The 25678-nt window shown below is 72.2% G+C and carries 24 protein-coding genes and 1 pseudogene; 14 read left to right on the forward strand and 11 right to left on the reverse strand.

The genetic code is table 11. From position 1 onward, the window contains the following. Positions 1-52: 52 nt before the first annotated feature. The gene (locus tag P3T27_RS05025) at positions 53-424 is read left to right on the forward strand and encodes a GntR family transcriptional regulator (RefSeq protein ID WP_280674587.1); all 372 of its coding nucleotides are present in this window, start codon (positions 53-55) and stop codon (positions 422-424) included. A 29-nt stretch (positions 425-453) separates the two neighbouring features. Here P3T27_RS05025 and P3T27_RS05030 read toward each other — a convergent pair whose 3' ends face one another. From P3T27_RS05030 to coxB, 4 genes are all read right to left on the reverse strand, one after another. Then, positions 454-1707: an Ig-like domain-containing protein gene (locus P3T27_RS05030; RefSeq protein ID WP_280674590.1), complete on the reverse strand. Its 1254-nt coding sequence runs from the start codon at positions 1705-1707 to the stop codon at positions 454-456. A gap of 177 nt (positions 1708-1884) precedes the next feature. Next, positions 1885-2301: a cytochrome c oxidase subunit 4 gene (locus P3T27_RS05035; protein WP_280674593.1), complete on the reverse strand. Its 417-nt coding sequence runs from the start codon at positions 2299-2301 to the stop codon at positions 1885-1887. After that, positions 2301-3986 (reverse strand): cytochrome c oxidase subunit I, encoded by a 1686-nt coding sequence (gene ctaD, locus P3T27_RS05040; protein WP_280674828.1) that lies wholly within the window; start codon positions 3984-3986, stop codon positions 2301-2303. Before ctaD ends, P3T27_RS05035 begins: the two co-directional genes overlap by 1 nt. Before the next feature lie 86 nt (positions 3987-4072). Beyond that, positions 4073-4927 carry a cytochrome c oxidase subunit II gene (gene coxB / locus P3T27_RS05045; RefSeq protein ID WP_280674595.1) on the reverse strand — a complete coding sequence of 285 codons (855 nt, stop codon included), beginning with the start codon at positions 4925-4927 and terminating at the stop codon, positions 4073-4075. Between the two features lie 368 nt (positions 4928-5295). Here coxB and P3T27_RS05050 point away from each other — a divergent pair, with 368 nt between their 5' ends. Beyond that, the gene (locus P3T27_RS05050) at positions 5296-6687 is read left to right on the forward strand and encodes an aminotransferase class V-fold PLP-dependent enzyme (protein WP_280674597.1); all 1392 of its coding nucleotides are present in this window, start codon (positions 5296-5298) and stop codon (positions 6685-6687) included. On the opposite strand, the gene P3T27_RS05055 is transcribed toward P3T27_RS05050, so the two are convergent. Continuing rightward, positions 6680-7657 (reverse strand): carbohydrate kinase family protein, encoded by a 978-nt coding sequence (locus tag P3T27_RS05055; RefSeq protein WP_280674599.1) that lies wholly within the window; start codon positions 7655-7657, stop codon positions 6680-6682. The two genes, P3T27_RS05050 and P3T27_RS05055, sit on opposite strands and share 8 nt — an antisense overlap. A 282-nt stretch (positions 7658-7939) precedes the next feature. Here P3T27_RS05055 and P3T27_RS05060 point away from each other — a divergent pair, with 282 nt between their 5' ends. Together P3T27_RS05060 and P3T27_RS05065 are read left to right on the forward strand one after the other, a co-directional pair. Then, positions 7940-8149, forward strand: a complete 210-nt coding sequence (locus P3T27_RS05060) for a hypothetical protein (RefSeq protein WP_280674601.1) — start codon at positions 7940-7942, stop codon at positions 8147-8149. Between the two features lie 126 nt (positions 8150-8275). Next, positions 8276-8965: a hypothetical protein gene (locus P3T27_RS05065; protein WP_280674603.1), complete on the forward strand. Its 690-nt coding sequence runs from the start codon at positions 8276-8278 to the stop codon at positions 8963-8965. Positions 8966-9109: 144 nt separating this feature from the next. Here the strand turns inward: P3T27_RS05065 and erpA are convergent, their stop codons facing one another. Beyond that, the gene (gene erpA / locus P3T27_RS05070) at positions 9110-9463 is read right to left on the reverse strand and encodes an iron-sulfur cluster insertion protein ErpA (RefSeq protein ID WP_280674605.1); all 354 of its coding nucleotides are present in this window, start codon (positions 9461-9463) and stop codon (positions 9110-9112) included. A gap of 245 nt (positions 9464-9708) precedes the next feature. Between erpA and P3T27_RS05075 the strand changes: the two genes are divergently transcribed. Next, complete coding sequence (locus P3T27_RS05075) at positions 9709-10569, forward strand: GNAT family N-acetyltransferase (RefSeq protein ID WP_280674607.1); 861 nt, start codon at positions 9709-9711, stop codon at positions 10567-10569. An 85-nt stretch (positions 10570-10654) separates the two neighbouring features. On the opposite strand, the gene P3T27_RS05080 is transcribed toward P3T27_RS05075, so the two are convergent. Together P3T27_RS05080 and P3T27_RS05085 are read right to left on the reverse strand one after the other, a co-directional pair. Beyond that, a complete protein-coding gene (locus P3T27_RS05080) occupies positions 10655-12022 on the reverse strand; it encodes a pyridoxal-dependent decarboxylase (protein WP_280674609.1) in 1368 nt (455 codons plus the stop codon). Positions 12023-12219: 197 nt separating this feature from the next. Beyond that, complete coding sequence (locus tag P3T27_RS05085; protein ID WP_280674611.1) at positions 12220-12684, reverse strand: Lrp/AsnC family transcriptional regulator; 465 nt, start codon at positions 12682-12684, stop codon at positions 12220-12222. A 405-nt stretch (positions 12685-13089) separates the two neighbouring features. On the opposite strand from P3T27_RS05085, the gene nadA reads away from it, so the two are divergent. Continuing rightward, complete coding sequence (nadA, locus tag P3T27_RS05090) at positions 13090-14274, forward strand: quinolinate synthase NadA (protein WP_280674613.1); 1185 nt, start codon at positions 13090-13092, stop codon at positions 14272-14274. An 88-nt stretch (positions 14275-14362) separates the two neighbouring features. Here nadA and P3T27_RS05095 read toward each other — a convergent pair whose 3' ends face one another. Both P3T27_RS05095 and P3T27_RS05100 read right to left on the reverse strand, forming a co-directional pair. Continuing rightward, a complete protein-coding gene (locus P3T27_RS05095) occupies positions 14363-14656 on the reverse strand; it encodes a hypothetical protein (protein WP_280674615.1) in 294 nt (97 codons plus the stop codon). A 37-nt stretch (positions 14657-14693) separates the two neighbouring features. Continuing rightward, positions 14694-15497, reverse strand: a complete 804-nt coding sequence (locus P3T27_RS05100; RefSeq protein ID WP_280674617.1) for a PspA/IM30 family protein — start codon at positions 15495-15497, stop codon at positions 14694-14696. A 298-nt stretch (positions 15498-15795) separates the two neighbouring features. Here P3T27_RS05100 and P3T27_RS05105 point away from each other — a divergent pair, with 298 nt between their 5' ends. Together P3T27_RS05105 and P3T27_RS05110 are read left to right on the forward strand one after the other, a co-directional pair. Next, positions 15796-16392 (forward strand): DUF3043 domain-containing protein, encoded by a 597-nt coding sequence (locus P3T27_RS05105; protein ID WP_280674620.1) that lies wholly within the window; start codon positions 15796-15798, stop codon positions 16390-16392. A 158-nt stretch (positions 16393-16550) separates the two neighbouring features. Next, on the forward strand, positions 16551-17291 hold the full coding sequence (locus tag P3T27_RS05110; protein WP_280674830.1) for a class I SAM-dependent methyltransferase: 741 nt from the start codon (positions 16551-16553) through the stop codon (positions 17289-17291). 17 nt (positions 17292-17308) lie between these two features. Here the strand turns inward: P3T27_RS05110 and P3T27_RS05115 are convergent, their stop codons facing one another. Then, positions 17309-17509, reverse strand: coding sequence for a hypothetical protein (locus P3T27_RS05115; protein ID WP_280674622.1), 201 nt, complete (start codon positions 17507-17509; stop codon positions 17309-17311). A 128-nt stretch (positions 17510-17637) separates the two neighbouring features. Between P3T27_RS05115 and cobU the strand changes: the two are divergent. From cobU to sucB, 6 genes and pseudogenes are all read left to right on the forward strand, one after another. Continuing rightward, positions 17638-18198: pseudogene (gene cobU, locus P3T27_RS05120) on the forward strand (bifunctional adenosylcobinamide kinase/adenosylcobinamide-phosphate guanylyltransferase); the annotation flags it as partial. 28 nt (positions 18199-18226) lie between these two features. Next, entirely contained in the window at positions 18227-19342 is a 1116-nt protein-coding gene (locus P3T27_RS05125; RefSeq protein WP_280674624.1) for a nicotinate-nucleotide--dimethylbenzimidazole phosphoribosyltransferase, read from the forward strand. A gap of 88 nt (positions 19343-19430) precedes the next feature. After that, on the forward strand, positions 19431-20210 hold the full coding sequence (locus P3T27_RS05130) for an adenosylcobinamide-GDP ribazoletransferase (protein WP_280674626.1): 780 nt from the start codon (positions 19431-19433) through the stop codon (positions 20208-20210). Positions 20211-20467: 257 nt separating this feature from the next. Further along, positions 20468-21973 carry a leucyl aminopeptidase gene (locus P3T27_RS05135; protein WP_280674628.1) on the forward strand — a complete coding sequence of 502 codons (1506 nt, stop codon included), beginning with the start codon at positions 20468-20470 and terminating at the stop codon, positions 21971-21973. Between the two features lie 388 nt (positions 21974-22361). Continuing rightward, a complete protein-coding gene (lpdA, locus tag P3T27_RS05140; RefSeq protein WP_348534057.1) occupies positions 22362-23768 on the forward strand; it encodes a dihydrolipoyl dehydrogenase in 1407 nt (468 codons plus the stop codon). A 56-nt stretch (positions 23769-23824) separates the two neighbouring features. Beyond that, positions 23825-25549, forward strand: coding sequence for a 2-oxoglutarate dehydrogenase, E2 component, dihydrolipoamide succinyltransferase (sucB, locus tag P3T27_RS05145; protein ID WP_280674630.1), 1725 nt, complete (start codon positions 23825-23827; stop codon positions 25547-25549). Positions 25550-25678 lie beyond the last annotated feature (129 nt).

Genomic DNA, 25678 nt, shown 5'->3' on the forward strand with positions numbered 1-25678 from the left:
GGCGGCCCTCGGGCTTTCCCGTCCCCCCGTCCGCACCCTCCAGGAGCCCCTCGTGCAGTTGTCCGTCGACCCCGCCGCTGCCACTCCCCCGTACGAGCAGATCCGGGCCCAGATCGCCGAGCGGGCCCGCTCCGGCGAGCTGCCGACCGGGCTGCGGCTGCCCACCGTCCGGGCCCTGGCCGAGGAACTGGGACTGGCCGCGGGGACGGTCGCCCGGGCCTACCGGGAGCTGGAGGCGGACGGCGTGGTGGAGACCCACGGCCGGCGGGGCACCCTGATCGCCGCCACCGGCGACACCGCGCACCGGCTGGCCGCCGCGGCCGCCACCGAGTACGCCGAGCGGGCGACCCGGCTCGGGCTCTCGCACGCGGACGCGCTGGCCGCGGTGGACACCGCCCTGCGGCTGGCCTACGCGGGGGCCTGAGGAGGCCTGCACGGGCCCGCCACGGGGGCTCAGACCTCCGGGCGGATCATCCCGGCGGCGTGGGCCTGGGAGGCCGGACCGGTGGTGCTGAGGGGCTGTCCCAGGGCGCTGTGCTTGACCCAGTCCGTCCAGGAGACGTTCCAGTCCCCGAAGCCGTTGCCGAACGGCTCCATGGTGGCGCCGTGGCTGTTCACCACCGTCACCAGGTCCCCCACCCTGGTGTTCCGGTAGAACCACTTGGCGTCGTCGGTGCTCATGCCGGTACACCCGTGGCTGACGTTCGCCACGCCCTGCGAGCTCACCGACCAGGGCGCCGCGTGGACGTACTCGCCGCTCCAGGTCACCCGGGTGGCCCACTCCACGTCGAGGTCGTAGGCCTCCGAGCTGCCGGCCGCTATCCCGATCGTCTCGCCGTTCATCCGGACGGAGCGCTCCTGGCCGAGCACCACCTTGACGCCGTTGCGGGTGTCGAAGCCGGGCTTACCGGTGGTCACCGGGATGCGTCGGACCCTCTTGCCGTCGCGGAGCAGGGTGAGCTCGTGGGTGGCCGCGTCGACCACCGACTCGACCCGGTCGCCGATCCGCAGGCTCAGCGCGCTGCGGTCGCCGCCGTAGAGGCCGTCCGCGATCCGGCTGCCGGTGCCGTCGAAGGCCAGCGAGACGGTGGCCCCGGACGGCCAGTACTCCTCCGGGCGGAAGTGCAGGTTCTTGTCGTCCACCCAGTACCAGGCGCCGGTGACGGCGGGTTGGGAGGCGACGGTCAGGGCGTGCTCGACCTCCTGGCGGGCCTGGGGGTCCTTCACCGCCTCGGACAGCTGCACGGTGAGCGGCTGGCCGACGCCGTAGACGCCACTGCCGGAGGAGTCCGGTCCCAGCTTCGCGGTCAGCAGCCGCTGCGCGGCGAGGGTGCTGAAGCCCGCGGTGGTGTCCCCGCGGCCGCCCTTGCCGTTGTCGGCGGCGATCCGCACCGAGTAGTCGGTGCCGGCCTTCAGCCGGCCGGTGGTCTGCCAGCTGTGCTGGTCCTCGGCGAGCTGTCCGGCCACCACCCTGCCGTCCGGGCCGACCACGGTGACGTCGGTGAGCCGGCTGCCGGGCACCGAGGTCACCGTGACCGGCCGGGAGGGATCGACCTTGCCCACCGCCGAGAGATGGACGAGCGGGGCCGCGTCGATCCGGTGGGGACCGGTCGCCTCGTCGCCGAACGAGCAGGCGGCCAGCGGGGCCAGCACTGCGAGGGTCAGCGAGATGCCGCCGATACCTGCGATTCCGCGCCTGTCGGCCATGACCGCCTCCGAGGGTTCGCATGATTGATCAGATCGTAGGAACGGCATGGGGCGAAGCGACATCCGAGCGACCATCCGTTCACCCGGGCGAGTGAGGCGGTCACCCTGGGGAAGCAACAGGGCCGGTCCCCCCGTGCGGGGGGACCGGCCCTGTCGTCGACGGTGGAACCAGGGAACCTACTGGTTCTGGTTCTCACCCCGGTAGAACTCGAAGACCCAGCCGAAGAGGCCGATCAGGATGATCGGGATCGACCAGAACAGCAGCCACCAGCCGAAGATCACACCGAGGAACGCCAGCGAGCCACCGATCGCCAGGGAGAGCGGCTGCCAGCTGTGCGGGGCGAAGAAGCCCAGCTCGCCGGAGTCGTCCGCGACCTCGGCCTCGGGGTTGTCACCCGCGCCGCTGTCCACCCGGCGGGCGGTGAAGGCGAGGTAGTACCCGATGAAGGCGCAGAGCGAGAAGGCGAGGAAGAGCGCGGTGGTGCCGGCCGCCTCGATCCCGTGGTCCGAGTGGTTGGTCCACAGGCCGTAGGTGATGGCCATGGCGAGGACGAAGACCGCCAGGCCGAGGAAGATCTTTCCCTGTTCCCTCATCAGGCGTCGCCCTCCTTCTTACCCTTGTCCAGCTTCGGGGCGTCGTACTTCGCCGGGGTCACACCGGCGAGGTGCTTGGCCGGCTCACCGTGGTTCTCCAGGTAGTCCAGCGCGGCGATCTCCGGGTGGTGGAGGTCGAAGGCCGGGGATTCGGAGCGGATCCGGGGCAGGGTGAGGAAGTTGTGCCGCGGCGGCGGGCAGGAGGTCGCCCACTCCAGCGAGCGGCCGTAGCCCCACGGGTCGTCGACCTCGATCTTCTCGCCGTACTTGGCGGTCTTCCACACGTTGTAGAGGAACGGCAGCATCGAGGCGCCGAGCACGAACGAACCGATGGTCGAGACGGTGTTCAGCGTGGTGAAGCCGTCCGAGGCCAGGTAGTCGGCGTAGCGGCGGGGCATGCCCTCCGCACCGAGCCAGTGCTGGACCAGGAAGGTGGTGTGGAAGCCGAAGAACAGCGTCCAGAAGGTGATCTTGCCGAGGCGCTCGTCCAGCATCTTGCCGGTCATCTTCGGCCACCAGAAGTGGAAGCCGGCGAACATCGCGAAGACGACGGTGCCGAAGACCACGTAGTGGAAGTGGGCGACGACGAAGTACGAGTCCGAGACGTGGAAGTCGATCGGCGGGGAGGCCAGCAGAACACCGGTCAGACCACCGAACAGGAAGGTGACCAGGAAGCCGACCGTCCAGAGCATCGGCGTCTCGAAGCTCAGCGAGCCCTTCCACATGGTGCCGACCCAGTTGAAGAACTTCACACCGGTCGGGACCGCGATCAGGAAGGTCATGAAGGAGAAGAACGGCAGCAGCACCTGGCCGGTGACGTACATGTGGTGCGCCCACACCGTCACGGACAGACCGGCGATCGCGATGGTGGCCGCGATCAGACCGGAGTAGCCGAACATCGGCTTGCGGCTGAAGACCGGGATGATCTCCGAGACGATGCCGAAGAACGGCAGCGCGATGATGTACACCTCGGGGTGGCCGAAGAACCAGAAGAGGTGTTGCCACAACATCGCCCCGCCGTTGGCGGGATCGAATACGTGGGCCCCGAATTTACGGTCCGCCTCCAGGGCGAACAGCGCGGCGGCCAGGACCGGGAAGGCCAGCAGGACCAGCACGGCGGTCAGCAGGACGTTCCAGACGAAGATCGACATCCGGAACATCGTCATGCCGGGGGCGCGCATGCAGATGATCGTGGTGATGAAGTTGACCGCACCGAGGATCGTGCCGAAGCCGGAGAAGGCCAGACCCATGATCCACATGTCGGCGCCGACGCCCGGCGAGCGGACCGCGTCCGACAGCGGGGAGTAGGCGAACCAGCCGAAGTTGGCGGCACCGTTCGGGGTGAGGAAGCCCGCCACCGCGATGGTCGAGCCGAAGAGGTACAGCCAGTACGCGAACATGTTCAGACGCGGGAACGCCACGTCCGGGGCGCCGATCTGCAGCGGCATGATCCAGTTCGCGAAGCCGGCGAACAGCGGCGTCGCGAACATCAGCAGCATGATCGTGCCGTGCATCGTGAACGCCTGGTTGAACTGCTCGTTCGACAGGATCTGGGTCCCGGGACGCGCCAGCTCGGCGCGCATGACCAGGGCGAGGATGCCACCGATCAGGAAGAAGGCGAACGACGTGCCCAGGTACAGGGTGCCGATCGTCTTGTGGTCGGTGGTGGTCAGCCACTTGATGATGGTCGAACCCGGCTTGCGGGTCCGCTGCGCCCCGACCGTGACGGCCCCGGCGCCCCCGCCGGCCGCGGCGGGCTCGTTGAGGATGGTCACTTCTCTTCACTTCCCATGGTCGTGATGCCGGAGGGCACCGCGCCGGTCTGGCCCTTGGCCCGGAGGTCCGCCAGGTGCTTGTCGTAGTCGGCGCGGTCGACGACCTTGACGTTGAACAGCATGCGCGAGTGGTCGACGCCACAGAGCTCCGCACACTTGCCCATGTACTCGCCCTTGACGGTGGGGGTGACCTCGAACCTGTTCACCACGCCCGGCACGACGTCCATCTTCATCATGAAGTTGACGGGCCAGAAGTCGTGGATGACGTCACGCGAGGTCAGACGGAACTGAACCGTCTCGTTGACCGGCAGCCAGAGCGTCGGAGCGTCCTTGGGCGTACCGACGTCGTACGCGGCGTCCTTGTTGGCCGGGTCGGGGTTCTCGGTGTTCTCGTAGTTGAACGCCCAGCTCCACTGGAAGCCGACCACGTTGACCGTGTGCTGCGGCTTCTCGGAGACGGCGATCAGCTTCGACTCGTCGCGGGCGACGAAGTAGAAGAGCACCGACACGATGATGATGGGGACCGCGGTGTAGAGCGCCTCGATGGGCACGTTGTACCGGGTCTGCGGAGGGACCTCCACACCGGTGCGGCTGCGCCGGTGGAAGATCACGCTCCAGATGATCAGACCCCACATCAGTACGCCGACCACCAGCGCCGCGATCCAGGAACCCTGCCACATCTGGAGGACCATCGGCCCTTCCTTGGTGACGGGGCTCGGGAGGCCAAGCCTGGGCAGGTCGTTGGCCGAGCAGCCGGTGGCGGTCGCGATGACGAGGCCCAGTGCCAGCGCCTGAGGCAGCTTCCGCCGCATCGTGCGCCGCGGCGAGCGGTCGGAGCCGTTGGGACTCACGTAGCGCCTTCCCGAAGTCTCGCCCGCCTTCGCGTCGCCCCGCGGAGGATTGTGAGCCTCCCCGGCGACCCGTCCACGGGCACGGTTTGAATGCTTATGCGGGCCAAACCCTACTCCAGCCTTATGCGCTCCTGACGGGCAGCCCCCGGTAACGCGCCGCCCGGTCGCCCGATCAGGCCCGGCAGGGGCTGCGTCGCAGGTCATCGTAGGCATTCGAGGTCCTTACGCCCGATCGGGGGATGACGTCGAACAACGCGGGTGACGGTCCGTCGGACGAGGACGAAGCGGACATTCGGGGTGATCGACTGACGGCCGGTAAGCGACGTCATCGGACCGGAAGGCCTCCCGGTGTGCCGTTAAATGTGACCGTGTACTTCGACGCGGCTTCGACGGCCCCTCTGCACCCCGTCGCACGGCAGGCACTGATCGCCGCCCTGGACGAGGGCTGGGCCGACCCGGCCCGGCTGTACCGCTCCGGCCGACAGGCCCGGATGCTGCTGGACGCCGCCCGCGAGACGGTGGCCGAGGCCCTGGGCGCCCGGGCCGACGAGATCGCCTTCACCGCGAGCGGGACGCAGGCGGTACAGCTCGGCATGCAGGGCGCGCTGACCGGCCACCGGCGGCGCGGCGGGCACCTGGTGCACTCTGCGGTGGAGCACTCCAGCGTGCTGCACGTCGCCGAAGGGCACGAGGTCGGCGGCGGCACCGTCTCGGTGGCGCCGGTGGACCGCGCCGGACGGGTCGACCCGGAGGCCTTCGCCGCGCTGCTGCGCGCGGACACCGCGCTGGCCGTCCTGCAGAGCGCCAACCACGAGGTGGGGACGGTCCAACCGGTCGGCGAGGTCGCCGGGCACTGCCGCGAGGCCGGCGTCCCGCTGCTGGTCGACGCGGCGCAGAGCGTCGGGCGGGTGGACGTCCCGGCCGGCTGGTCGCTGCTGACCGCCAGCGCGCACAAGTGGGGCGGGCCGCCCGGGGTCGGGGTGCTGGCGGTGCGCAAGGGCGTCCGGTACGTCTCGCCGCTGCCGGCCGACGAACGCGAGGGCGGACGGGTGCCCGGCTACGTCAATGTCCCGGCCATCGTGGCCGCGGCCGCCTCGCTGCGGGCCGTCCGGGCCGAGGCCGAGCGGGAGAACGCCCGGCTGCACGCGCTGGTGGAGCGGATCCGGGCCCGGGTGCCGCAGCTGGTGCCCGAGGTCGAGGTGGTCGGCGACCCGGTGCGGCGGCTGCCGCACATCGTCACCTTCTCCTGCCTGTACGTGGACGGCGAGGTGCTGCTCACCGAGCTGGACCGGGCGGGCTTCGCGGTCTCCTCCGGCTCCTCCTGCACCTCCTCCACCCTGACGCCGAGCCATGTGCTGGCCGCGATGGGGGTGCTCACGGAGGGGAACGTCCGGGTCTCGCTGCCCGCCGGGACGGCCGAGGCGGACGTCGAGCGCTTCCTCACCGTGCTGCCGGAGCTGGTCGCGGGCGTGCGGGCGCCGCTCGGGCTGGACCTGCCGGCGCCGCGGGTGCGGACGCGGACCCTCGTCATCGACGCCCTGGGCAAGCGGTGTCCGCTGCCGGTGATCGAGCTGGCGAAGCGGATCGGCGAGGTGCCGGAGGGCGGTACGGTCGCCGTGCTGTCGGACGACGAGGCGGCTCGGTTGGACATCCCGGCCTGGTGCGAGATGCGCGGGCAGGAGTACGCGGGCGAGGCCCCGGCCGCCGACTACGGCGGCGACCGGGGCACGGCCTACCTGGTCGTCCGGCGGACTACTTGACCAGGTGCGCGCGGACGTCCGCGGCGGCCTCGGCGCCGTAGGCGTCCTCGAAGCGCTTCAGGAAGGCGGACGGGCGCAGCTCGTACTCCTGGGTGCCGACGGTCTCGATCACCAGGGTGGCGAGCATGCAACCGAGCTGGGCGGAGCGCTCCAGGTCCAGCTGCCAGGACAGGCCGACCAGGAAGCCGGCCCGGAAGGCGTCGCCGACGCCGGTCGGGTCGACCTTCGCCTCCTCGGCGGCGCAGCCGACCAGGATCGGTGCCTCGCCCTTGCGCTCGATCCGCACGCCCTTGCTGCCCAGGGTGGTGATCCGGGTGCCGACCCGGGTGAGGAGCTCCTCGGCACCCCAGCCGGTCTTGCTCTCGATCAGCGCGGCCTCGTACTCGTTGGTGAAGAGGTACGCGGCGCCGTCGACGATCTCCCGAATGTCGTCGCCCTCCAGGCGGGCCAGCTGCTGGGAGGGGTCGGCGGCGAAGGCGTAGCCGCGGGTGCGGCACTCCTGGGTGTGCCGGACCATGCCCTGCGGGTCGTCGGCGCCGATCAGGACGAGGTCGAGGCCGCCGACGCGGTCGGCGATCGGCTTGAGCTCGATGTTGCGGGCCTCCGCCATGGCACCGGTGTAGAACGAGGCGATCTGGTTGTGGTCCTCGTCCGTGGTGCACATGAAGCGGGCCGTGTGCCGGGTCTCGGAGATGTGGACGGAGGTGCAGTCCACGTTGTTGCGCTCCAGCCAGCTGCGGTACTCGGCGAAGTCCGCGCCGGCCGCGCCGACCAGGATCGGGCGGAGTCCGAGCACGCCCATGCCGAACGCGATGTTCGGCGCGACCCCGCCGCGGCGGATGTCCAGGGTGTCGACCAGGAAGGACAGCGACACGGTGTGCAGCTGCTCGGCGACGAGCTGGTCGGCGAACCGACCGGGGAACGTCATCAGGTGGTCGGTGGCGATCGAGCCGGCGACGGCGATACGCACGGAAGGTCTCCTCAAGATGGCTACAGGGCCAGCGGGCATGCACGGGTGAACCCACTCACGGTACCGGGCCCTGGGCGGGCGGCAGCAAGACCGCCGCAATCGGCCATCTCTGCGGGCGGTGGTGGCACCCGCCGCCGTCGAACGTGTACTACCTCCGGGTAGCACTGGTGGGCGGGCCGAGCCCCGGCCTAGGGTCGGCAGTAGGGCCCCTGCCCGACCAGGTCCGGGCCCCGTCGTCGACCGTGGCAGTGCGGCCACGGCCCTGGATCGGAGCGATGCCCGATGATGCCCAACCACCCCCCGCTGACTGCCCTCCGGGACGGGGCGGACGGCGAGACCCTCGACGCGCTGGTGAGTTCGTCCCGGCGACTGCGCCGTTTCTGGCCACTGCTGGCGTCCGGCCCGGAGCCGACCGCGCCCGCCCGGGAGGGGTTCCGGGTGCCGTCCCGTGCGCAGCGGCTGGTAGCCGGGATGGCCGAGTACGGCAACTGACCCGGCGCCCGGCCCGGCCACGGGGCAGGGCCGGGGCCGGGTGGAACCGGATCCGTCCGGGTCACGTCACATCCGCGCGGAGCGGCCGAGCGGGCGGCGCCGCTGAGCCCTCGGGAGGATGTACAGATGGATCTGGAGACGATGCCCCGGCGCGGTCGGCGGGTGACGGCCCTGGCGGGTCTGGTGCTGGCGGCGGCGGTCACGGTGGCCGGGTGCAACGGGGACGGCAAGACCTCCTCGGACTCGGCGGCGGCCGGCGCGGCCTCGACCACGACCTCGGCCGGCACGACGGCGTCCCCGCAGGCCCCGGCGGACTCCGCCACCCCGCCCGCCGCCACCCCGCCCTCGGACCCGGCGTCCGCACCGGCGGCGAGCCCGTCGACCGGCTCCTCCCCCGGCTCGGCCGCGCCGGCCCCGGCGCAGCCGTCGGCGACCACCTCGCCGGGCACTCCCCCGGGGATCGCGGTCGGCGAGCCCGACCCGGCCGGGACGGGGGCGCGGCCGGCGGTCTCCTACCGGGTGGACGGCAGCAACCAGCTGACCGTCTACTTCTTCGGCGGGGTCTGCCAGCAGTACGCGCTGAAGGCGGACGAGTCGCACCCCGGCCGGGTGGACGTACGGATCGTGGTCGCGGCGCCGATGCCGCCCGGGCAGGTCTGCAACGCGCTGGCCAAGCGGCAGACGGTGTCCGCCGATCTGCGCTCGCCGCTGGCGGGGCGGACGGTGACCGACCAGTCGAGCGGCCAGAACGTGCCGCTGGAGGCCGACCCGCACATGGGCCCGGACCCGGTCACGCCGGACGTCGCCGGGCAGTAGGGCTTGTCTGACAATTCGCGTCGCATCAGCGCGCGGCGGGAATTGTCAGACAAGCCCGAGGGCGGGGCACGGTGAAACGCGAAGGCGGCCCCGGGGAGATCCCCGGGGCCGCCTTCGCGGTGCGGCCCGACTGAGCGGTACCGCTTAGCTGAACGAGTCGCCGCAGGCGCAGGAGCCGGTGGCGTTCGGGTTGTCGATCGTGAAGCCCTGCTTCTCGATGGTGTCGACGAAGTCGACGGTGGCGCCGCCCAGGTACGGGGCGCTCATCCGGTCGGTGACGACCTTGACACCGTTGAAGTCCTTGATCACGTCGCCGTCGAGCGAGCGCTCGTCGAAGAACAGCTGGTAACGCAGGCCGGAGCAGCCACCGGGCTGGACGGCCACGCGGAGCGCGAGGTCGTCACGGCCTTCCTGCTCCAGCAGGCCCTTGACCTTGGCCGCGGCGGCATCGGTAAGGAGGATGCCACTTTCGACAGTGGTCTCGTCCTGGACGGTCATCTGCTTTCTCCCGGTCTTGGCGACGGTCTGCCGCCAGTGCCAACCACCGGCCGTCCGGATTCATTTCCCGGACGGAGGTTGTTTCGTCGGCCTGTCGACGGCGGAATTTCCGTGGGCCGGGTGTGCCACCCGCGTCCCCTACGCTCCCCATGCTCGCACAACCCGGGAGGACGGGTCACCGCCCGAGCCGCGGAATCCGGGGGAACCGGCCCCGGGCCGGGTCGGCGGACGCCAGGATGGTGGCCATGATCCTGCGCCAGGTCAGGGACAGCGCCGCCGACGCGGAGGCCGTCCAGGAGCTCTCCCTCGCCGCGTCCGCCGACCCGGCCCGCCCCGGGCCGGCCACCGTGCCGACCCCGCTGCAGCCGGCCCGGGTCAGACACCTGGCGCGCACCGACCCGGCGGGCTGCTGGCTCGCGGAGAGCGACGGGGAACCGGTCGGTGCGGTGCTGTCGATGCGCCGCGAGGGCCTGTGGACGCCCTCGCTGTTCGCGGTCCGGCCGCAGGCGCAGGGCAAGGGCGTCGGGCGGCTGCTGCTGGAACGGGCGGCAGCGCATTCACGGGGCTGCCTGCGCGGGATGGTCTGTGTGTCGGCCTCCCCGGCGGCGGCCCGCCGCTACCGGCTGGCCGGGTTCACCCTGCACCCGGCGATGCGGCTGACCGGGCGGGTGGACCGGGCCGGGCTGCTCGATCCCGGGGACATCCCGGTGCACCGGGGCAGCGCCACCCACCGGCACCTGCTGGACTCGGTGGACCGGCGGCTGCGCGGCTCCGCGCACGGCCCGGACCACGAGCTGATGCTGGGCCACTTCGAGGAGTTGCTGATCGCCGACGCGCTGGCCGGCAGCGGCTACTGCTACCGGGACGGCGGGGAGGTCAAGCTGCTGGCGGCCACCACCAAGCGGATCGCCGCCCGGCTGCTGCGCGAGGCGCTGGCCCGGGTGCCGGACGGGGTCGAGGCGCGGGTGGAGTTCCTGACCGCCGAGCAGGAGTGGGCGCTGGACGTCGGCCTGGAGGTGGGGCTGACCCCGCGCAGCGGGGGCTTCGTCGGGCTGCGCGGGATGCGGCCGCCGGCGCCGTACCTGCCGAGCGGCGCCTTCCTGTAGGCGGTCGGCCGGTGGGCCGTGCGGCCGGTGAACGTCAGGACCCCCGCCGTGGTGCCCGGCGGGGGTCCTGCGCAGGAGCGTCGGCTCAGGCCATGGTGTCCAGGATCTCCCGGACCATCTCCATCGTCGTGCCCGGGTGCAGGAAGGCGAAGCGGGCGACCGTCTCGCCGTCCCAGCCGGTGGGGGTGACGAAGCCGATCTGGTCCGCGAGCAGCTGCTTCGACCAGCGGTAGTAGTCCTCGCCGGTCCAGCCCTTGCGCTTGAAGCAGACGGCCGAGAGCTGCGGGTCGAACAGCAGCTCCAGGTGGTCGGCGTCGCGGATGAGCCGGGCGGTGTCCTGGGCCAGCTTGAGGCCGGCCTCGATGGCGTCGGTGTACGCCTGGGTGCCGTGGACGGCGAGGGAGAACCAGAGCGGCAGGCCGCGGGCGCGGCGGGTGAGGTGGTAGGCGTAGTCGGTGGGGTTCCACTCGTCGCCCTCGGTGTGCAGGACGTCGAGGTAGGAGGCGTCCTGGGTGTGCACGGCGCGGGCGAGCTGCGGGTTGCGGTAGAGCAGCGCGGCGCAGTCGAAGGGGGCGAACAGCCACTTGTGCGGGTCGACGACGAAGGAGTCGGCGTGCTCGATGCCGTTGTAGCGCTCGCGCACCGAGGGGGCGAACAGGCCCGCGCCACCGTAGGCGCCGTCGACGTGGAACCACAGGTCGCGCTCGCGGGCGACCTCGGCCAGGCCCTGGAGGTCGTCGATGATGCCCTCGTTGGTCGTCCCGGCCGTGCCCACCACCGCGATGACGGTCTCCGGGTGGGGGTCGGCGGCCAGCGCGGCGCGCAGCGCCTCGCCGGTGAACTGCCGGTTCACGGTGGGGACCGTGAAGGCCTCGACGCCGATGATGTTGAAGGTGTTCTTGACCGAGGAGTGGACCTGGTCGGCGACGGCTATGCGCAGCCGCGCCTCCGGGCCGACGCCCAGCCTGCGGCGGGCGGTGTCGCGGGCGACGACGAGGGCGGAGAGGTTGCCCGCGGAGCCGCCGGAGACGAAGGTGCCGCCGGCCGAGGCGGGCAGGCCGGCGCGGTCGGCGATCAGCCGCAGCACCTGGTTCTCGGCGGCGATCGCGCCGGCCGCCTCCAGCCAGGAGATGCCCTGCAGGGACGCGCAGGAGACCACCATGTCGAAGAGCAGCGCGGCCTTGGTCGGGGCGCACGGGATGAACGACAGGTAGCGCGGGCTGTCGGCGGAGATCACCGCGCGGGACAGCTCGTGGTCGTAGAGCTTGAGCACGTCGACGGGGCTGTTGCCGTCCGGGTTCAGCAGGCCGGCCAGCTGGGCGCGCAGGTGCTCGCCGTCACCGGGGTGGTCGAGCGGGACGGGGTCGTACTGCAGCCGCTCCCGCATGTAGTCGAATACCAGGTCGACCAGTTCGTTGTCGGGCCGGTGCATGCGGTCGGGGGCTGCGGACACGGCTGTCCCTCTCGGCTGTGGGGTGTCGGGGGATGCCTGGTCGGCGGGACGGTTCACCGCGTCGACCGGACGTGATCAGCGTAGGCAGCGGGAGGGGTCCGCCGCGCGTCGGAACGCGGCTGGTCAGGCAGGTTTCGGGCGTCTTCGACCCGGTCCGCGCAGGATTCCTGCGCACCCGTGAAAGGGGGCCGAACGGGTCAGCCGATGAGCTGGGAGAGGACGACCGAGGAGCGGCTGCGCTGGACGCCGGGCTCGCGCCGGATGCGCTCGATGACGGCCTCCAGGTGGCGCATGTCGGCGGCGCGCAGGTGGACCAGGGCGTCCGGGTCGCCGGTGACCGTCCAGGCGGCGACCACCTCGGGGAACTGGCGCAGGCTGGCGAGGATCTCCTCGGGGGCGGTCCGCTCGCGGCAGTAGACCTCGACGAAGGCCTCGGTCTGCCAGCCGAGCACCGACGGGTCGAGCACCACGGTGAAGCCGCGCACCACGCCGCGGGCCCGCAGCCGGTCGATCCGGCGACGCACGGCGGTGGCGGAGAGGTTCACCTGCACGCCGATCTCGGCGTACGAGGCGCGGCCGTCGCTGCCGAGCCGGGCGAGCAGGAGCCGGTCGGTCTCGTCCAGGTCGGCCCCGACCACCTCGTGCGCTCGGCTGCTGGTCATCGGTGCGGGGCTCCACGGGTCGTACGGGTCGGCGGCGGCCTCGGCCGGAGGGGGGTGCGGCCACTGCCGAAACGGTTCGCCAACCATTCTGGCGGATGTCAGCAGCGAGTTCACCGCTGGCAGATGACCGCCGCGGGTCCGTTTCCGGTCCGTTTCCGGTCCACTGCCGGTCGACGCGGGCCCGGCGCCCGGCCGGACCCGGACGCGCCGCCACGGCCCCGGCCGCACCCGGGCCCGGCCGGATATCGATTCGGCCACGCCCGGAAGCATCCGATTCGGCGAGCGGTTCTCGTCACATCGACAGGATGGCCATCGTCACTCTGACGCTAACCGGTTATCATAGATAGCGTCAGATAGACGAAAAGGCTTCACCGCTTGATCGGCCGCACAGAAGGGCACCCGCCCGTGACCACCACCATCACCGAGACCTACGGCGTCGACCCCACTCCGACGCCGCTCGCTCTGCTGCTGCTCGGCCGCGAGGCCGACCCGAACAGCGAGCGCGGCGTCGAATGCCCCGGTGACCTCCCCCCGGCCTCCGACCCGAACCTCGTCGAGCGAGCCCGGGCGGCCAAGGCCGCGCTCGGCGACCGCGTCTTCATCCTCGGGCACCACTACCAGCGCGACGAGGTGATCGAGTTCGCCGACGTCACCGGCGACTCCTTCAAGCTCGCGCGCGACGCGGCGGCCCGCCCGGAGGCCGAGTACATCGTCTTCTGCGGCGTGCACTTCATGGCCGAGTCCGCCGACATCCTCACCGGCGACGCCCAGCAGGTCGTCCTCCCCGACCTCGCGGCCGGCTGCTCGATGGCCGACATGGCCACCGCCGAGCAGGTCGCCGAGTGCTGGGACGTGCTGACCGACGCCGGCATAGCCGACGTGACCGTCCCGGTCTCGTACATGAACTCCTCCGCCGACATCAAGGCCTTCACCGGCAAGCACGGCGGCACCATCTGCACCTCCTCCAACGCCAAGCGCGCCCTGGAGTGGGCGTTCGAGCAGGGCCAGAAGGTCCTCTTCCTGCCCGACCAGCACCTCGGCCGCAACACCGCGGTGCGCGACATGGGCCTCTCGCTGGACGACTGCGTCCTGTACAACCCGCACAAGCCGAACGGCGGCCTGACCGCCGAGCAGCTGCGGGACGCCAAGATGATCCTGTGGCGCGGCCACTGCTCGGTGCACGGCCGGTTCAGCCTGGACTCGGTGAACGACGTGCGCGAGCGGATCCCCGGCGTCACCGTGCTGGTGCACCCCGAGTGCAAGCACGAGGTCGTCTCGGCCGCCGACATGGTGGGCTCGACCGAGTACATCATCAAGGCGCTGGACGCCGCCGAGCCCGGCTCCAAGTGGGCCATCGGCACCGAGCTGAACCTGGTCCGCCGCCTCGCCAAGGCCCACCCGGACAAGGAGATCGTCTTCCTGGACCGGGCGGTCTGCTTCTGCTCCACCATGAACCGGATCGACCTGCCGCACCTCGTCTGGGCGCTGGAGTCGCTGGTCGAGGGCCGGGTGCCGAACGTGATCACCGTCGACCCGGAGACCGAGAAGTACGCCAAGGCCGCGCTGGACCGGATGCTGGCCCTGCCGTAGTCCGACCCGGATCCCGGGACACGACGAAAGGGCGGGCCCCCTCCGGTGGGAGGGGGCCCGCCCTTTCGTCTGGCACCGACCGCGGCGGCTACTCGGGGTAGCCCGGGATCACACCCTCGCCATCGGCCATCAACAGCTCGCGGACCTCTTCGATCGTCGCCTCGGAGCTCGGCAGGATCAGCTCGGACGGCTCCAGCGAATCCAGCGGCACCGGGGTGCCGAACTGCTTCACCGCGTCCAGCAGCTTGCCGTAGGCCCGACGGAAGCGCTCCTCGTCCCCCGACTCCACTGCGGTGACGAGCTCGGCATCGAGCTCGTTGAGCAGGTTCAGGTGGCTTTCGCCGACCTCGAACTGCCCCTCACCCATGACCCTCATGATCATGCCGTGCGTCTCCTGGTTCCGTGGGGTGGAGCTCAGATCACTTGTTGTAGTTGATGCGCGGGGTGTCCTGCTGCGGGTGGGCCTCCGGCTGCTGCGGCTTGCCCTGCTCGATCGCGGCCGGACCGGCGGACGGGCCCGACAGCTCGGCCTTCATCCGGGCCAGCTCCAGCTCGACGTCGGTACCGCCGGCCACCCGCTCCAGCTCGGCCTCGATGTCGTCCTTGCGGCCGAGACCGCTCGCGTCGTCGAGCGCGCCGGAAGCCAGCAGCTCGTCGATCGCGCCGGCCCGGGCCTGCATCTGGGCCGTCTTGTCCTCGGCCCGCTGGATGGCCAGGCCGACGTCGCCCATCTCCTCCGAGATGCCGGAGAAGGACTCGGCGATGCGGGTCTGCGCCTGAGCGGCCGTGTAGGTGGCCTTGATGGTCTCCTTCTTGGTCCGGAAGGCGTCCACCTTCGCCTGCAGTCGCTGGGAGGCGAGCGTGAGCTTCTCCTCCTCGCCCTGCAGGGCCTGGTACTGCGTCTCCAGGTCGGTGATCTGGGACTGCATGTTGGCCCGGCGGGTCAGCGCCTCGCGCGCGAGGTCCTCACGGCCCAGGGACAGCGCCTTGCGGCCCTGGTCCTCGTACTTCGCCGACTGCTGCTGGAGCTGGGTCAGCTGGAGTTCCAGGCGCTTGCGCGAGGTCGCGACGTCCGCGACGCCACGCCGTACCTTCTGCAGCAGTTCGAGCTGCTTCTGGTAGGAGTAGTCGAGCGTCTCTCGGGGATCCTCCGCCCGATCCAAGGCTTTGTTCGCCTTGGAGCGGAAGATCAGCCCCATACGCTTCATGATTCCGTCGCTCATGGGCCTCGGGTGCCCCCTTCTCCGGCCTGCGGTCTCTATCTCGTTACCAGACACGACGAGTGTATGTGCAGCGAGCCCGTCGCCGCAGTGCACCTGCCTGCTACAAGACTGCTACAGCGACGAGCGGCAGTTCCTCATCCCCCGGGTGGATCCGCCTCTCATCCCCCCATAGTCCATCCGATTGATCCCCTACGGGAAGAGCCCGGGAGACCCCATCGGACGCCGACCTCCCGGATCGATATGCGTTTGGGTCCCGGGCGACCCCGAGAAGTCGACCCGCACCCCGTACGCTGGTGGTGTGTTCCGACGCCGTTCAGATGATGCCGCCGCCTCCGCCACCGTGCTGGAGAAGCAGGACGAGACGACCCAGCGCCACCCCCAGGCCAAGAAGGGCCGGCCAACGCCCAAGCGCAGTGATGCCGAGGCCAACCGGCGCAACCGGGTGACGGTGCCCAAGGACCGCAAGGAGGCCGCCCGCCAGGCCCGCGAGCGGATGCGCTCCGAGCGCGAGAAGCAGCGCACCGCGCTGCTGGAGGGCGACGAGCGCCACCTGCCGGCCCGTGACAAGGGCCCGGTGCGCAAGTTCGCCCGCGACTACATGGACTCCCGCTGGTCGCTCGCCGAGTTCTTCCTGCCGGCCGCCGTGGTCATCCTGGTGCTGAGCATCATCAAGGTGCCGGCCATCCAGCTGCTGTCCACGCTGCTGTTCCTGCTCTTCTTCGTGCTGGTGATCCTGGACTTCGTCCGCCTCGGCTTCGGTCTGCGCAAGCAGCTCGCCGAGCGCTTCGCCGGCCAGAACACCCGCGGCACGGTCGCCTACGGCCTGATGCGCATCCTGCAGATGCGCCGGCTGCGACTGCCCAAGCCGCAGGTGCGGCGCGGGGAGAAGCCCTGACCGCCGAACCGGTGGACTCCGGCTGGGCCCCGCCGTCCTGGGAGGGGCCCGGCCTGTACGCGCTGCCGGGGCAGGGGGACGGCGGCCACGACCGGATCGGCCAGGAGCGCCGGCTGCCCTCGCGCAGCGGCTCCTTCGCCGGCGGCACCGGTGCCTGGCTGGACCGGCTCGGCGGACTGCGCAACTTCGTCCGCCAGGAGCTGGTCTCCCGGCAGCTCGCCGAGCAGCTGGCCGGCCGCACCGCGCAGCGCGTCCTCGACATCGGCTGCGGCCAGGGCACCCAGGCGCTGCGCCTGGCCCGGGCCGGCCACTACGTCACCGGCATCGACTCCGACCCGGTCGCGCTCGGCGTCGCCCAGGGGGCGCTCGCCGAGGAGCCGCCGGAGGTCCGCGGCCGGATGCAGCTGCTCAGCGGCGACGCGCACCAGTGCGGGCGCTGGTTCGGCCCGCGCAGCTTCGACGTGGTGCTCTGCCACGGCGTCCTGATGTACCTGCCCGACCCGGACCCGATGATCGCCTCGCTGGCCCGGCTGCTGGCACCCGGCGGGCTGCTCTCGCTGCTGGTCCGCAACCGTGACGCGCTCGCCCTGCGGCCCGCCGCCGCCGGGGACTGGCGGGCCGCCCTGCACGCCTTCGAGAGCGACCGGTACTACAACCGACTCGGCCTGGCCGCCCGCGCCGACCGCCTCGCCGACCTCTGCGTCACGCTCACCGAGGTGTCGGTGCCGCTGAAGCACTGGTACGGCGTGCGGATCTTCACCGACAACGCGCCCGACGACGCGACCCCGCCGGTGGACGGGCGGCAGCTGGCCCAGCTGCTGGAGGCGGAGGACCGGGCCGGCCGCACCGACCCGTACCGGCAGGTCGCCGCGCTGCTGCACGTGATCGGCACCAAGTAGCGGCCCCGAGGCGGCGGTTACGCCTCGTGCAGGCTCATCGAGTAGACCACCCGGTCGTCGTCCAGCAGGACCGCCGTGTCGACTCCGTCCTCGGCGAGCTGCTTCCAGGACTCCCCGATCCAGGTCTCGGCGTCCCCCTGGCCAGCGAACTCCTCCTGGCCGCCGTTCGGCGCCACCACGGTCCCGTCCGCCTTCTCGTACCGCCACGTCCAGACCATGCCCGGCTCCTCCCACCGACGACGCTGCCTGTGTGCTGCGCACCTTAGCCTGCCCGGCCCGATCTTCCGTATGCCTGGGCGGACGGTCCGGATGGCCGGTCGGGCAGGATGGGCGCATGGCGACCCACCCCCCGCTCCCCCGCACGCTGCTGCTCGGCGGCGCCCGCTCCGGCAAGTCCACCCGGGCCGAGCAGCTGCTCGCCGACCGCCCGGACGTCCTGTACGTCGCCACCGGCGGCACCCGGGACGGCGACACCGAGTGGGCCCAGCGGGTCGCGCTGCACCGCGAGCGGCGGCCGGCGAGCTGGCGCACCGCCGAGACCTGCGACCTGGAGGCCGTGCTGGCCGACCCGGCCGACCCGGCGCCGGTGCTGATCGACTGCCTGGCGCTGTGGCTGACCGCCGTGCTGGACGAGTGCGGCGCCTGGGACGACGCGGTCTGGGCGGACGGCGGCGAGGCCGCCGTCCAGCGGCGCTGCGAGGCCCTGGCGCGGGCCTGGGCGGCCACCGGGCGGACGGTCGTCGCGGTCAGCAACGAGGTCGGGATGGGCGTCGTCCCGGCGACCCCGGCCGGTCGGCGCTTCCGCGACACCCTGGGCCGGCTCAACATGGCCGTGGCGGACGCCTCGGAACGTGTGCTGCTGGTGGTGGCCGGGCAGGTTCTGACGGTCAAGCCAGCCGCGGCCTGAACATCCGCGGCGTGTAGCCTTCCGGACGATGGACACGACCGTGGATCTCGATACGTTCTCCTCGCTCGTCGAGCGCCCCGACGAAAGCGCCCGACGGGCCGCCGAGGAACGCTGGCAGGAGGCCGAGCGGCCGCGCGGCGGGCTCGGCAAGCTGGAGGAGCTGGGCAGCTGGCTCTCGTCCGTGCAGGGGCGCTCCCCCGTACGGCCGGTGTCGGCCCCCAAGGTGCTGCTGTTCGCCGCCGACCACGGCGTGGCAGCGCTCGGGGTGTCCCGGCTGCCCGCCAAGGGCGGCACCGCCGCACGGGTACGCGCGGTGCTGGACGGCACCGCACCGATCGCCCGGCTGGCCCGGCGCTACGGCGCCGAGGTGCGGGTGGTCGACGTCGCGGTGGACACCGACCCCGCCGACTTCCCGGACGAGGTGGTCACCCACCGGATCCGGCGCGGCTCCGGCCGGATCGACGTCGAGGACGCACTCACCCCCGAGGAGACCGCACGGGCCTTCCGGGCCGGCATGGCCGTCGCCGACGAGGAGGCCGACGCCGGCACCGACCTGGTGCTCCTCGGCGACCTCGGCGTCGGCTCGACCACCGTCGCCGCCGTCCTGGTCGGCGCGCTGTGCGGAACGGACGCGGCCGCCGTCACCGGGCGCGGCTCGGGCGTCGACGACCGGGTGTGGATGGTCAAGTGCGCGACCATCCGGGACTCCCTGCGGCGGGCCCGGCCGGTCCTCGGCGACCAGTTGGCGCTGCTCGGCGCCACCGGCGGGGCCGACTTCGCGGCGATCACCGGTTTCCTGCTGCAGGCCGCGGTGCGACGACTGCCGGTGGTGCTGGACGGCGTCGTCTCGGCGGCCTGCGCGCTGGTCGCGCAGCGGATCGCCTTCCGGGCGCCGGAGTGGTGGCGGGCCGGGCAGTCCAGCGGCGAGCCCGCCCAGGCGAAGGCGTACGACCGGCTCACCCTGACGCCGCTGCAGGACCAGGGGATCACCATGGGCGAGGGCGTCGGCGCGCTGCTGGCCCTGCCGCTGCTCCAGGCCGCGGGCGACGCGCTCGCGGACGAGGCGCCGCAGCCGTACGTGCCGCCGGCACCGAAGGAGCAGCCGAAGCTGCCGTCGGCGGCGGACCTGCTGCGAAGGCTGTAGACGCAAGGTCATGGGCGCCCCGTCCGGGGTGCCGGGGGCTCGCCCCGGCACATCGGGCGGGGCGCTTCCGGTTGAAGGGAAACACGTCGTGCAGGGCGCCAGTTGGGCCGAGGGGCTCCGGTTCGGGTTCGGGACGCTGTCCGTGCTGCGGGTCCGGGTGGAACGGTGGGACCGGGCGGCGGCGGCGCGGGCGATGACGGCGGCCCCGGTGGTGGGGCTGGTGCTCGGGGCGGCGGCGGCCGGGGCCGGGGCGCTGGTGGCGTGGCGGGCGGGCGGACTGCTCGGGGCGGTGGCGGCGGCGGGGGTGCTGGCCGCCCTCACCCGGGGACTGCACCTGGACGGCCTGGCGGACGTGGCCGACGGCCTGGGCAGCGGGAAACCGGCCGAGGACGCGCTGCGCATCATGAAGCAGTCCGACATCGGGCCGTTCGGCGTCCTGACCCTCGCGCTCGTGCTGCTGGCCCAGATCGCCGCTCTGGCCGGGCAGTTCGCGGAGTCGACGACGCGCGGGGCGCTCGCGGTGCTTGCCTCGGCGGTGGCCGCGCGGTGCGCGCTCGCCTGGGGCTGCCTGCGGTCGGTGCCGGCCGCCCGGCCGGGCGGTCTCGGCGCGATGGTGGCGGGCACCGTCCCGCCCGCCGGGGCGGTCGCGGGGACGGCCGCCGCGGCGCTCGCGCTGGCCGCATTCGGATCGTTTGACGGATCGTCATTCCTTCGCCTCCCGGCCGCCGTTGTGCTCGGCGTCGGCTGCGCCCAGCTGCTGCTGCGGCGCTGCGTACGGCGGTTCGGCGGAATCACCGGGGACGTGCTCGGCGCGATGGCGGAGACCGCCGCGACCGGCGCACTGTTCGCCCTGGCGTTGCTCGGCTGACACCGGGCGGAGCGTGATCCCAGCATGCGGACTACCATGCGGGGAGCACCGCAGCCCTGCACCGTGGCAGGTCCTGCCCGCCCGGCGCGACCGAGGAGCCGGGGCCTCTGGTGTGCGTGGCCGCGACGCGCGGGTGCGCGCGCCAGGGGGCCCGGACCCGGGGCGCGTCGGGCGGACCGGCCTGCGACGCCGGGCTGCGCCGGTGCGGCAGCCTCGCCGCAACCGGCCGTGGACCGCGAAAGAACAGGACGCATTACGTGACTGCATTGTCTGTGAGCACCTCCTCCGCCGCCTCGCTGCGTGCGGACGCCCTGGTGGTCGGTGTCGCCAAGGGCCCCAAGGGCATCGCGCTGGCCCCCGGCGCCGAGGCCGTCAACGAGGCGTTCGAGGGCAAGCTGACCGAGGTCCTCAACACCCTGGGCGCGACCGGCGCCGAGGGCGAGGCCGTCAAGGTGCCCTCCCCCGCCGGCCTGAAGGCCGCGTTCGTGCTCGCGGTCGGCCTCGGTGAGGCCGCCGAGGCCGGCTACCAGCTGGAGGCGCTGCGCCGCGCCGCTGGTGTCGCCGCCCGCACCCTGGCCGGCGCCAAGAAGGCCGCGCTGGCGCTGCCGACCGAGTCCGCGGACGAGGTCGAGGCGGTCGCGCTGGGCGGCCTGCTCGGCGCGTACGCCTTCGGCACGTACAAGGGCGACGGCAACGGCAAGGAGCCGGTCGGCGAGCTGGTCGTGCTGGCCCCCCGCAAGGGCAGCAAGGACGCCAAGGCCGCCGTGGAGCGCGCCGCCGCGATCGGCGAGGAGATGAACCGGGCCCGTGACCTGGTCAACACCGCGCCGAACGACCTGAACCCGAAGAGCTTCGCCGCGATCGCCCAGGCGGCCGGCAAGGAGCACGGCCTCAAGGTCGAGGTGCTGGACGAGAAGGCGCTGGCCAAGGGCGGCTTCGGCGGCCTGCTGGGCGTCGGCAACGGCTCGGCCAACCCGCCGCGGCTGGTGAAGGTGGCCTACACCCACCCGAAGGCGAAGGCCACGCTGGCGTTCGTCGGCAAGGGCATCACCTACGACTCGGGCGGCATCTCGCTGAAGCCGGCCGGCCACAACGAGACCATGAAGTGCGACATGGCCGGCGCCGCCGCCGTGTTCGCCGCCGTGGTGGCCGCCAAGCGCCTGGGCCTGGCCGTCAACGTGACCGGCTGGCTGGCGCTGGCCGAGAACATGCCGTCCGGCACCGCCACCCGCCCGGGTGACGTGCTGCGGATGTACGGCGGCAAGACCGTCGAGGTGCTGAACACCGACGCCGAGGGCCGCCTGGTGCTGGCCGACGCGATCGTGCGCGCCGGCGAGGAGAACCCGGACGTCATCGTCGACGTGGCGACCCTGACCGGCGCCATGGTGCTGGCCCTGGGCAACCGCACCTTCGGTGTGATGTCCAACAACGACGAGCTGCGCGACACCCTGCACACCGTCGCGGGCGAGGTGGGCGAGCAGTCCTGGCCGATGCCGCTGCCGGCCGAGCTGCGCAAGGGCATGACCGAGTCGACCATCGCCGACCTGGCCAACATGGGCGAGCGGATGGGCGGCGGCCTGGTGGCCGGCCTGTTCCTGAAGGAGTTCGTGGCCGAGGGCATCGACTGGGCGCACCTGGACATCGCCGGCCCGGCCTTCCACGAGAGCGCGCCGTTCGGCTACACCCCGAAGGGCGGCACCGCGAGCGCGGTGCGCACCCTGGTCCGTTACGCCGAGCAGACCGCGGCCAACGGCAAGGCCTGATCAGGCACCCTCCCCGACGGGGGCCCGGCGCGTGTGCGCCGGGCCCCCGTCGGCGTTCCGGCACCGGTTCGGTTACCTGCGGGTAGGCCGGGACGTCGCCCCGCACCTCTGTTCGCTGCGGGCGAAACTTTGTTCCACACTGCGGAAGAGCCAGCCCGACGGGGCCGCCCCGACGCCCATCCGGCGGCTGTCAACCCCGCGTTGAGCTGCGATGATGCCCTTCCGTCGGGGGTGTTCCCGCCCTGGTGACCACTCTGCGGGACACCCCTGGGGTGGACCCGGACATCAGCCACCGCGAACAAGTGCGAAGATGTATTTCCGGCACGACTGGGCGCCCCACAAAGGCTTCCGACCCACCGGACCGCGACCGGCCCGGCGACTCACCCCATTGCATGGAGGACGTGACGTGGCGAACGACGCCAGCACCGTTTTCGACGTAGTCATTCTCGGAGGCGGAAGCGGCGGTTACGCCGCGGCGCTCCGCGCCGCTCAGCTGGGCCTGAGCGTCGCCCTGGTCGAGAAGGGTGAGCTGGGCGGCACCTGCCTGCACCGCGGCTGCATCCCGACCAAGGCGCTGCTGCACGCCGCCGAGATCGCGGACGAGACGAAGGAGGCCGCCGAGTTCGGCGTGCTGGCCACCTTCCAGGGCATCGACATCAACGGCGTCCACAAGTACAAGGACGACGTCATCGCCGGCCTGTACAAGGGCCTGCAGGGCCTGGTCGCCTCCCGCAAGGTCACCTTCATCCAGGGCGAGGGCAAGCTCTCCTCGCAGACCTCGGTGGACGTCAACGGCCAGCGCATAGAGGGCCGCCACATCGTCCTGGCCACCGGTTCGGTGCCGCGCTCGATCCCGGGCCTGGAGATCGACGGCAACCGCGTGATCTCCTCCGACCACGCCCTCAAGCTCGACCGCATCCCGAAGTCGGCGATCATCCTCGGCGGCGGCGTGATCGGCGTCGAGTTCGCCTCGGTCTGGAAGTCCTTCGGCGTCGAGGTCACCATCGTCGAGGCTCTGCCGCACCTCGTCCCGCTGGAGGACGAGAACTCCTCCAAGCTGCTGGAGCGCGCGTTCCGCAAGCGCGGCATCAAGTTCGAGCTGAAGGCCCGCTTCTCCGGCGTCGAGTACACCGAGACCGGTGTCCGCGTCTCCACCGAGAACGGCAAGCAGATCGACGCCGACCTGCTGCTCGTCGCCATCGGCCGCGGCCCGGTCTCGGCCGGCCTCGGCTACGAGGAGAACGGCGTCGCGATGGACCGCGGCTACGTCCTGGTCGACGAGTACATGCGCACCAACGTGCCCACCATCTCGGCCGTCGGCGACCTCGCCCCGACCCTGCAGCTGGCCCACGTCGGCTTCGCCGAGGGCATCCTGGTCGCCGAGCGCCTGGCCGGCCTCAAGCCGGTGCCGATCGACTACGACGGCGTCCCGCGCGTGACCTACTCCAACCCCGAGGTGGCCTCCGTCGGCATCTCCGAGGCCAAGGCCGTCGAGCTGTACGGCAAGGAGAAGGTCGTCACCCTCAAGTACAACCTGGCCGGCAACGGCAAGAGCAAGATCCTGAAGACCGCCGGCGAGATCAAGCTCGTCCAGGTCAAGGACGGCGCCGTGGTCGGCGTCCACATGGTCGGCGCCCGCATGGGCGAGCAGGTCGGCGAAGCTCAGCTGATCTACAACTGGGAGGCCCTGCCGGCCGAGGTCGCGCAGCTCATCCACGCGCACCCGACCCAGTCCGAGGCCCTGGGCGAGGCGCACCTGGCGCTGGCCGGCAAGCCGCTGCACGCGCACGACTGATCACGCCCCCACCCCCCATTTCCAGTACGCAAGACTTGATAGGAGTCGCTGAAACCATGGCGGTCTCAGTAACACTGCCCGCGCTGGGCGAGAGCGTTTCCGAGGGCACCGTCACCCGTTGGCTGAAGGCCGAGGGTGAGCGTGTCGAGGTCGACGAGCCGCTGCTCGAGGTGTCGACCGACAAGGTCGACACCGAGATCCCGGCGCCGGCCTCCGGCATCCTGGCCTCGATCAAGGTCGGCGAGGACGAGACCGTCGAGGTCGGCGCCGAGCTGGCGATCATCGACGACGGCTCCGGCGCCCCGGTCCCGGCCGCCGCCCCGGCCGTCGAGGCCGCGCCCGTCGCCGCCCCGGCCCCGGTCGTGGAGGCGCCCGCCGCCCCCGCGCCGGTCGCCGCGCCGGCTCCGGCCGCCGCTCCGGCCGCTCCGGCCGGCGACGCCACCCCGGTCCTGCTGCCCGCGCTGGGCGAGTCGGTCACCGAGGGCACCGTCACCCGCTGGCTGAAGGCCGAGGGTGAGACGGTCGAGGTCGACGAGCCGCTGCTCGAGGTCTCCACCGACAAGGTCGACACCGAGATCCCGTCGCCGGTCGCCGGTGTCGTGGTGAAGATCCTGGTCGGCGAGGACGAGACCGCCGAGGTCGGCGCTCAGCTCGCGCTGATCGGCGCCGCTGGTGCCGTCGCCGCCGCTCCGGCCCCCGTTGCCCCGGCCGCTCCGGCTCCGGCGGCTCCGGCTCCGGTCGCCGCTGCCCCGGCCCCGGCCGCCGCTCCCGCCCCGGCCCCGGCCGCCGCTCCGGCCGCTCCGGCCCCGGTCGCCGCTCCGGCCCCGGTCGCGCCAGCCGCCCCGGTGGCCGACGCCGGTGACGCCTACGTCACCCCGCTGGTGCGCAAGCTCGCCGCCGAGCACGGCGTCGCGCTGAACGCCGTCGCCGGCACCGGCGTCGGCGGCCGCATCCGCAAGCAGGACGTCATCGCCGCCGCGGAGGCCGCCAAGGCCGCTCCGGCCCCGGTCGCCGCCGCCGCTCCGGCCGCCGCGCCGAAGGCCGCCGCCGCGCCGTCCGCCCTGCGCGGCCAGACCGTCAAGATGACCCGCATGCGCAAGGTCATCGGCGACAACATGCTGAAGGCCCTGCACGAGCAGGCCCAGCTGACCAGCGTGGTCGAGGTGGACGTCACCAAGATCATGTCGCTGCGCGGCAAGGCCAAGGAGGGCTTCCTCGCCCGCGAGGGCGTCAAGCTGTCCCCGATGCCGTTCTTCGTCAAGGCCGCCGCCCAGGCGCTGAAGACCCACGCGGTCGTCAACGCCCGGATCAACGAGGCCGAGGGCACCGTCACCTACTTCGACACCGAGAACATCGGTATCGCGGTGGACTCCGAGAAGGGTCTGATGACCCCGGTCATCAAGGGTGCGGGCGACCTCAACATCGCCGGCATCTCGAAGAAGACCGCCGAGCTGGCCGCCAAGGTCCGCGACAGCAAGATCACCCCGGACGAGCTGTCCGGTGCGACCTTCACCATCAGCAACACCGGCTCGCGCGGTGCGCTGTTCGACACCGTGATCGTGCCGCCGAACCAGGTCGCCATCCTGGGCATCGGCGCCACCGTCAAGCGCCCGGTGGTCATCGAGGCCGACGGCGGCACCGCCATCGGCATCCGCGACATGACCTACCTGTCGCTCTCCTACGACCACCGCCTGGTGGACGGCGCCGACGCCGCCCGCTACCTGGTCGCGGTCAAGGAGATCCTGGAGGCCGGCGAGTTCGAGGTCGAGCTCGGCCTGTAAGGCACTTCGGCCGTTCCGGCCGTATTCGGCTGCACCGGAGCCCCGCGTCGTCCCCGGACGACGCGGGGCTCCGCCGCTGTCTGCGTCGAACATCACCAGCGTTTCGCCGGGCCATGGCATGCGCGGGGG

Source organism: Kitasatospora sp. MAA19 (assembly GCF_029894125.1).
In the GTDB taxonomy this organism is placed as follows: Bacteria; Actinomycetota; Actinomycetes; order Streptomycetales; family Streptomycetaceae; genus Kitasatospora.

Excerpts from the sequence above, each read along its gene's own strand:
- P3T27_RS05030 (WP_280674590.1), bottom strand. The coding sequence starts at position 1,707 with ATGGCCGACAGGCGCGGAATCGCAGGTATCGGCGGCATCTCGCTGACC.
- P3T27_RS05035 (WP_280674593.1), bottom strand. The coding sequence starts at position 2,301 with ATGAGGGAACAGGGAAAGATCTTCCTCGGCCTGGCGGTCTTCGTCCTC.
- P3T27_RS05060 (WP_280674601.1), top strand. The coding sequence starts at position 7,940 with ATGATGCCCAACCACCCCCCGCTGACTGCCCTCCGGGACGGGGCGGAC.
- P3T27_RS05065 (WP_280674603.1), top strand. The coding sequence starts at position 8,276 with ATGGATCTGGAGACGATGCCCCGGCGCGGTCGGCGGGTGACGGCCCTG.
- erpA (WP_280674605.1), bottom strand. The coding sequence starts at position 9,463 with ATGACCGTCCAGGACGAGACCACTGTCGAAAGTGGCATCCTCCTTACC.
- P3T27_RS05075 (WP_280674607.1), top strand. The coding sequence starts at position 9,709 with ATGATCCTGCGCCAGGTCAGGGACAGCGCCGCCGACGCGGAGGCCGTC.
- P3T27_RS05085 (WP_280674611.1), bottom strand. The coding sequence starts at position 12,684 with ATGACCAGCAGCCGAGCGCACGAGGTGGTCGGGGCCGACCTGGACGAG.
- P3T27_RS05095 (WP_280674615.1), bottom strand. The coding sequence starts at position 14,656 with ATGATCATGAGGGTCATGGGTGAGGGGCAGTTCGAGGTCGGCGAAAGC.
- P3T27_RS05100 (WP_280674617.1), bottom strand. The coding sequence starts at position 15,497 with ATGAGCGACGGAATCATGAAGCGTATGGGGCTGATCTTCCGCTCCAAG.
- P3T27_RS05115 (WP_280674622.1), bottom strand. The coding sequence starts at position 17,509 with ATGGTCTGGACGTGGCGGTACGAGAAGGCGGACGGGACCGTGGTGGCG.
- P3T27_RS05125 (WP_280674624.1), top strand. The coding sequence starts at position 18,227 with ATGGACACGACCGTGGATCTCGATACGTTCTCCTCGCTCGTCGAGCGC.
- sucB (WP_280674630.1), top strand. The coding sequence starts at position 23,825 with ATGGCGGTCTCAGTAACACTGCCCGCGCTGGGCGAGAGCGTTTCCGAG.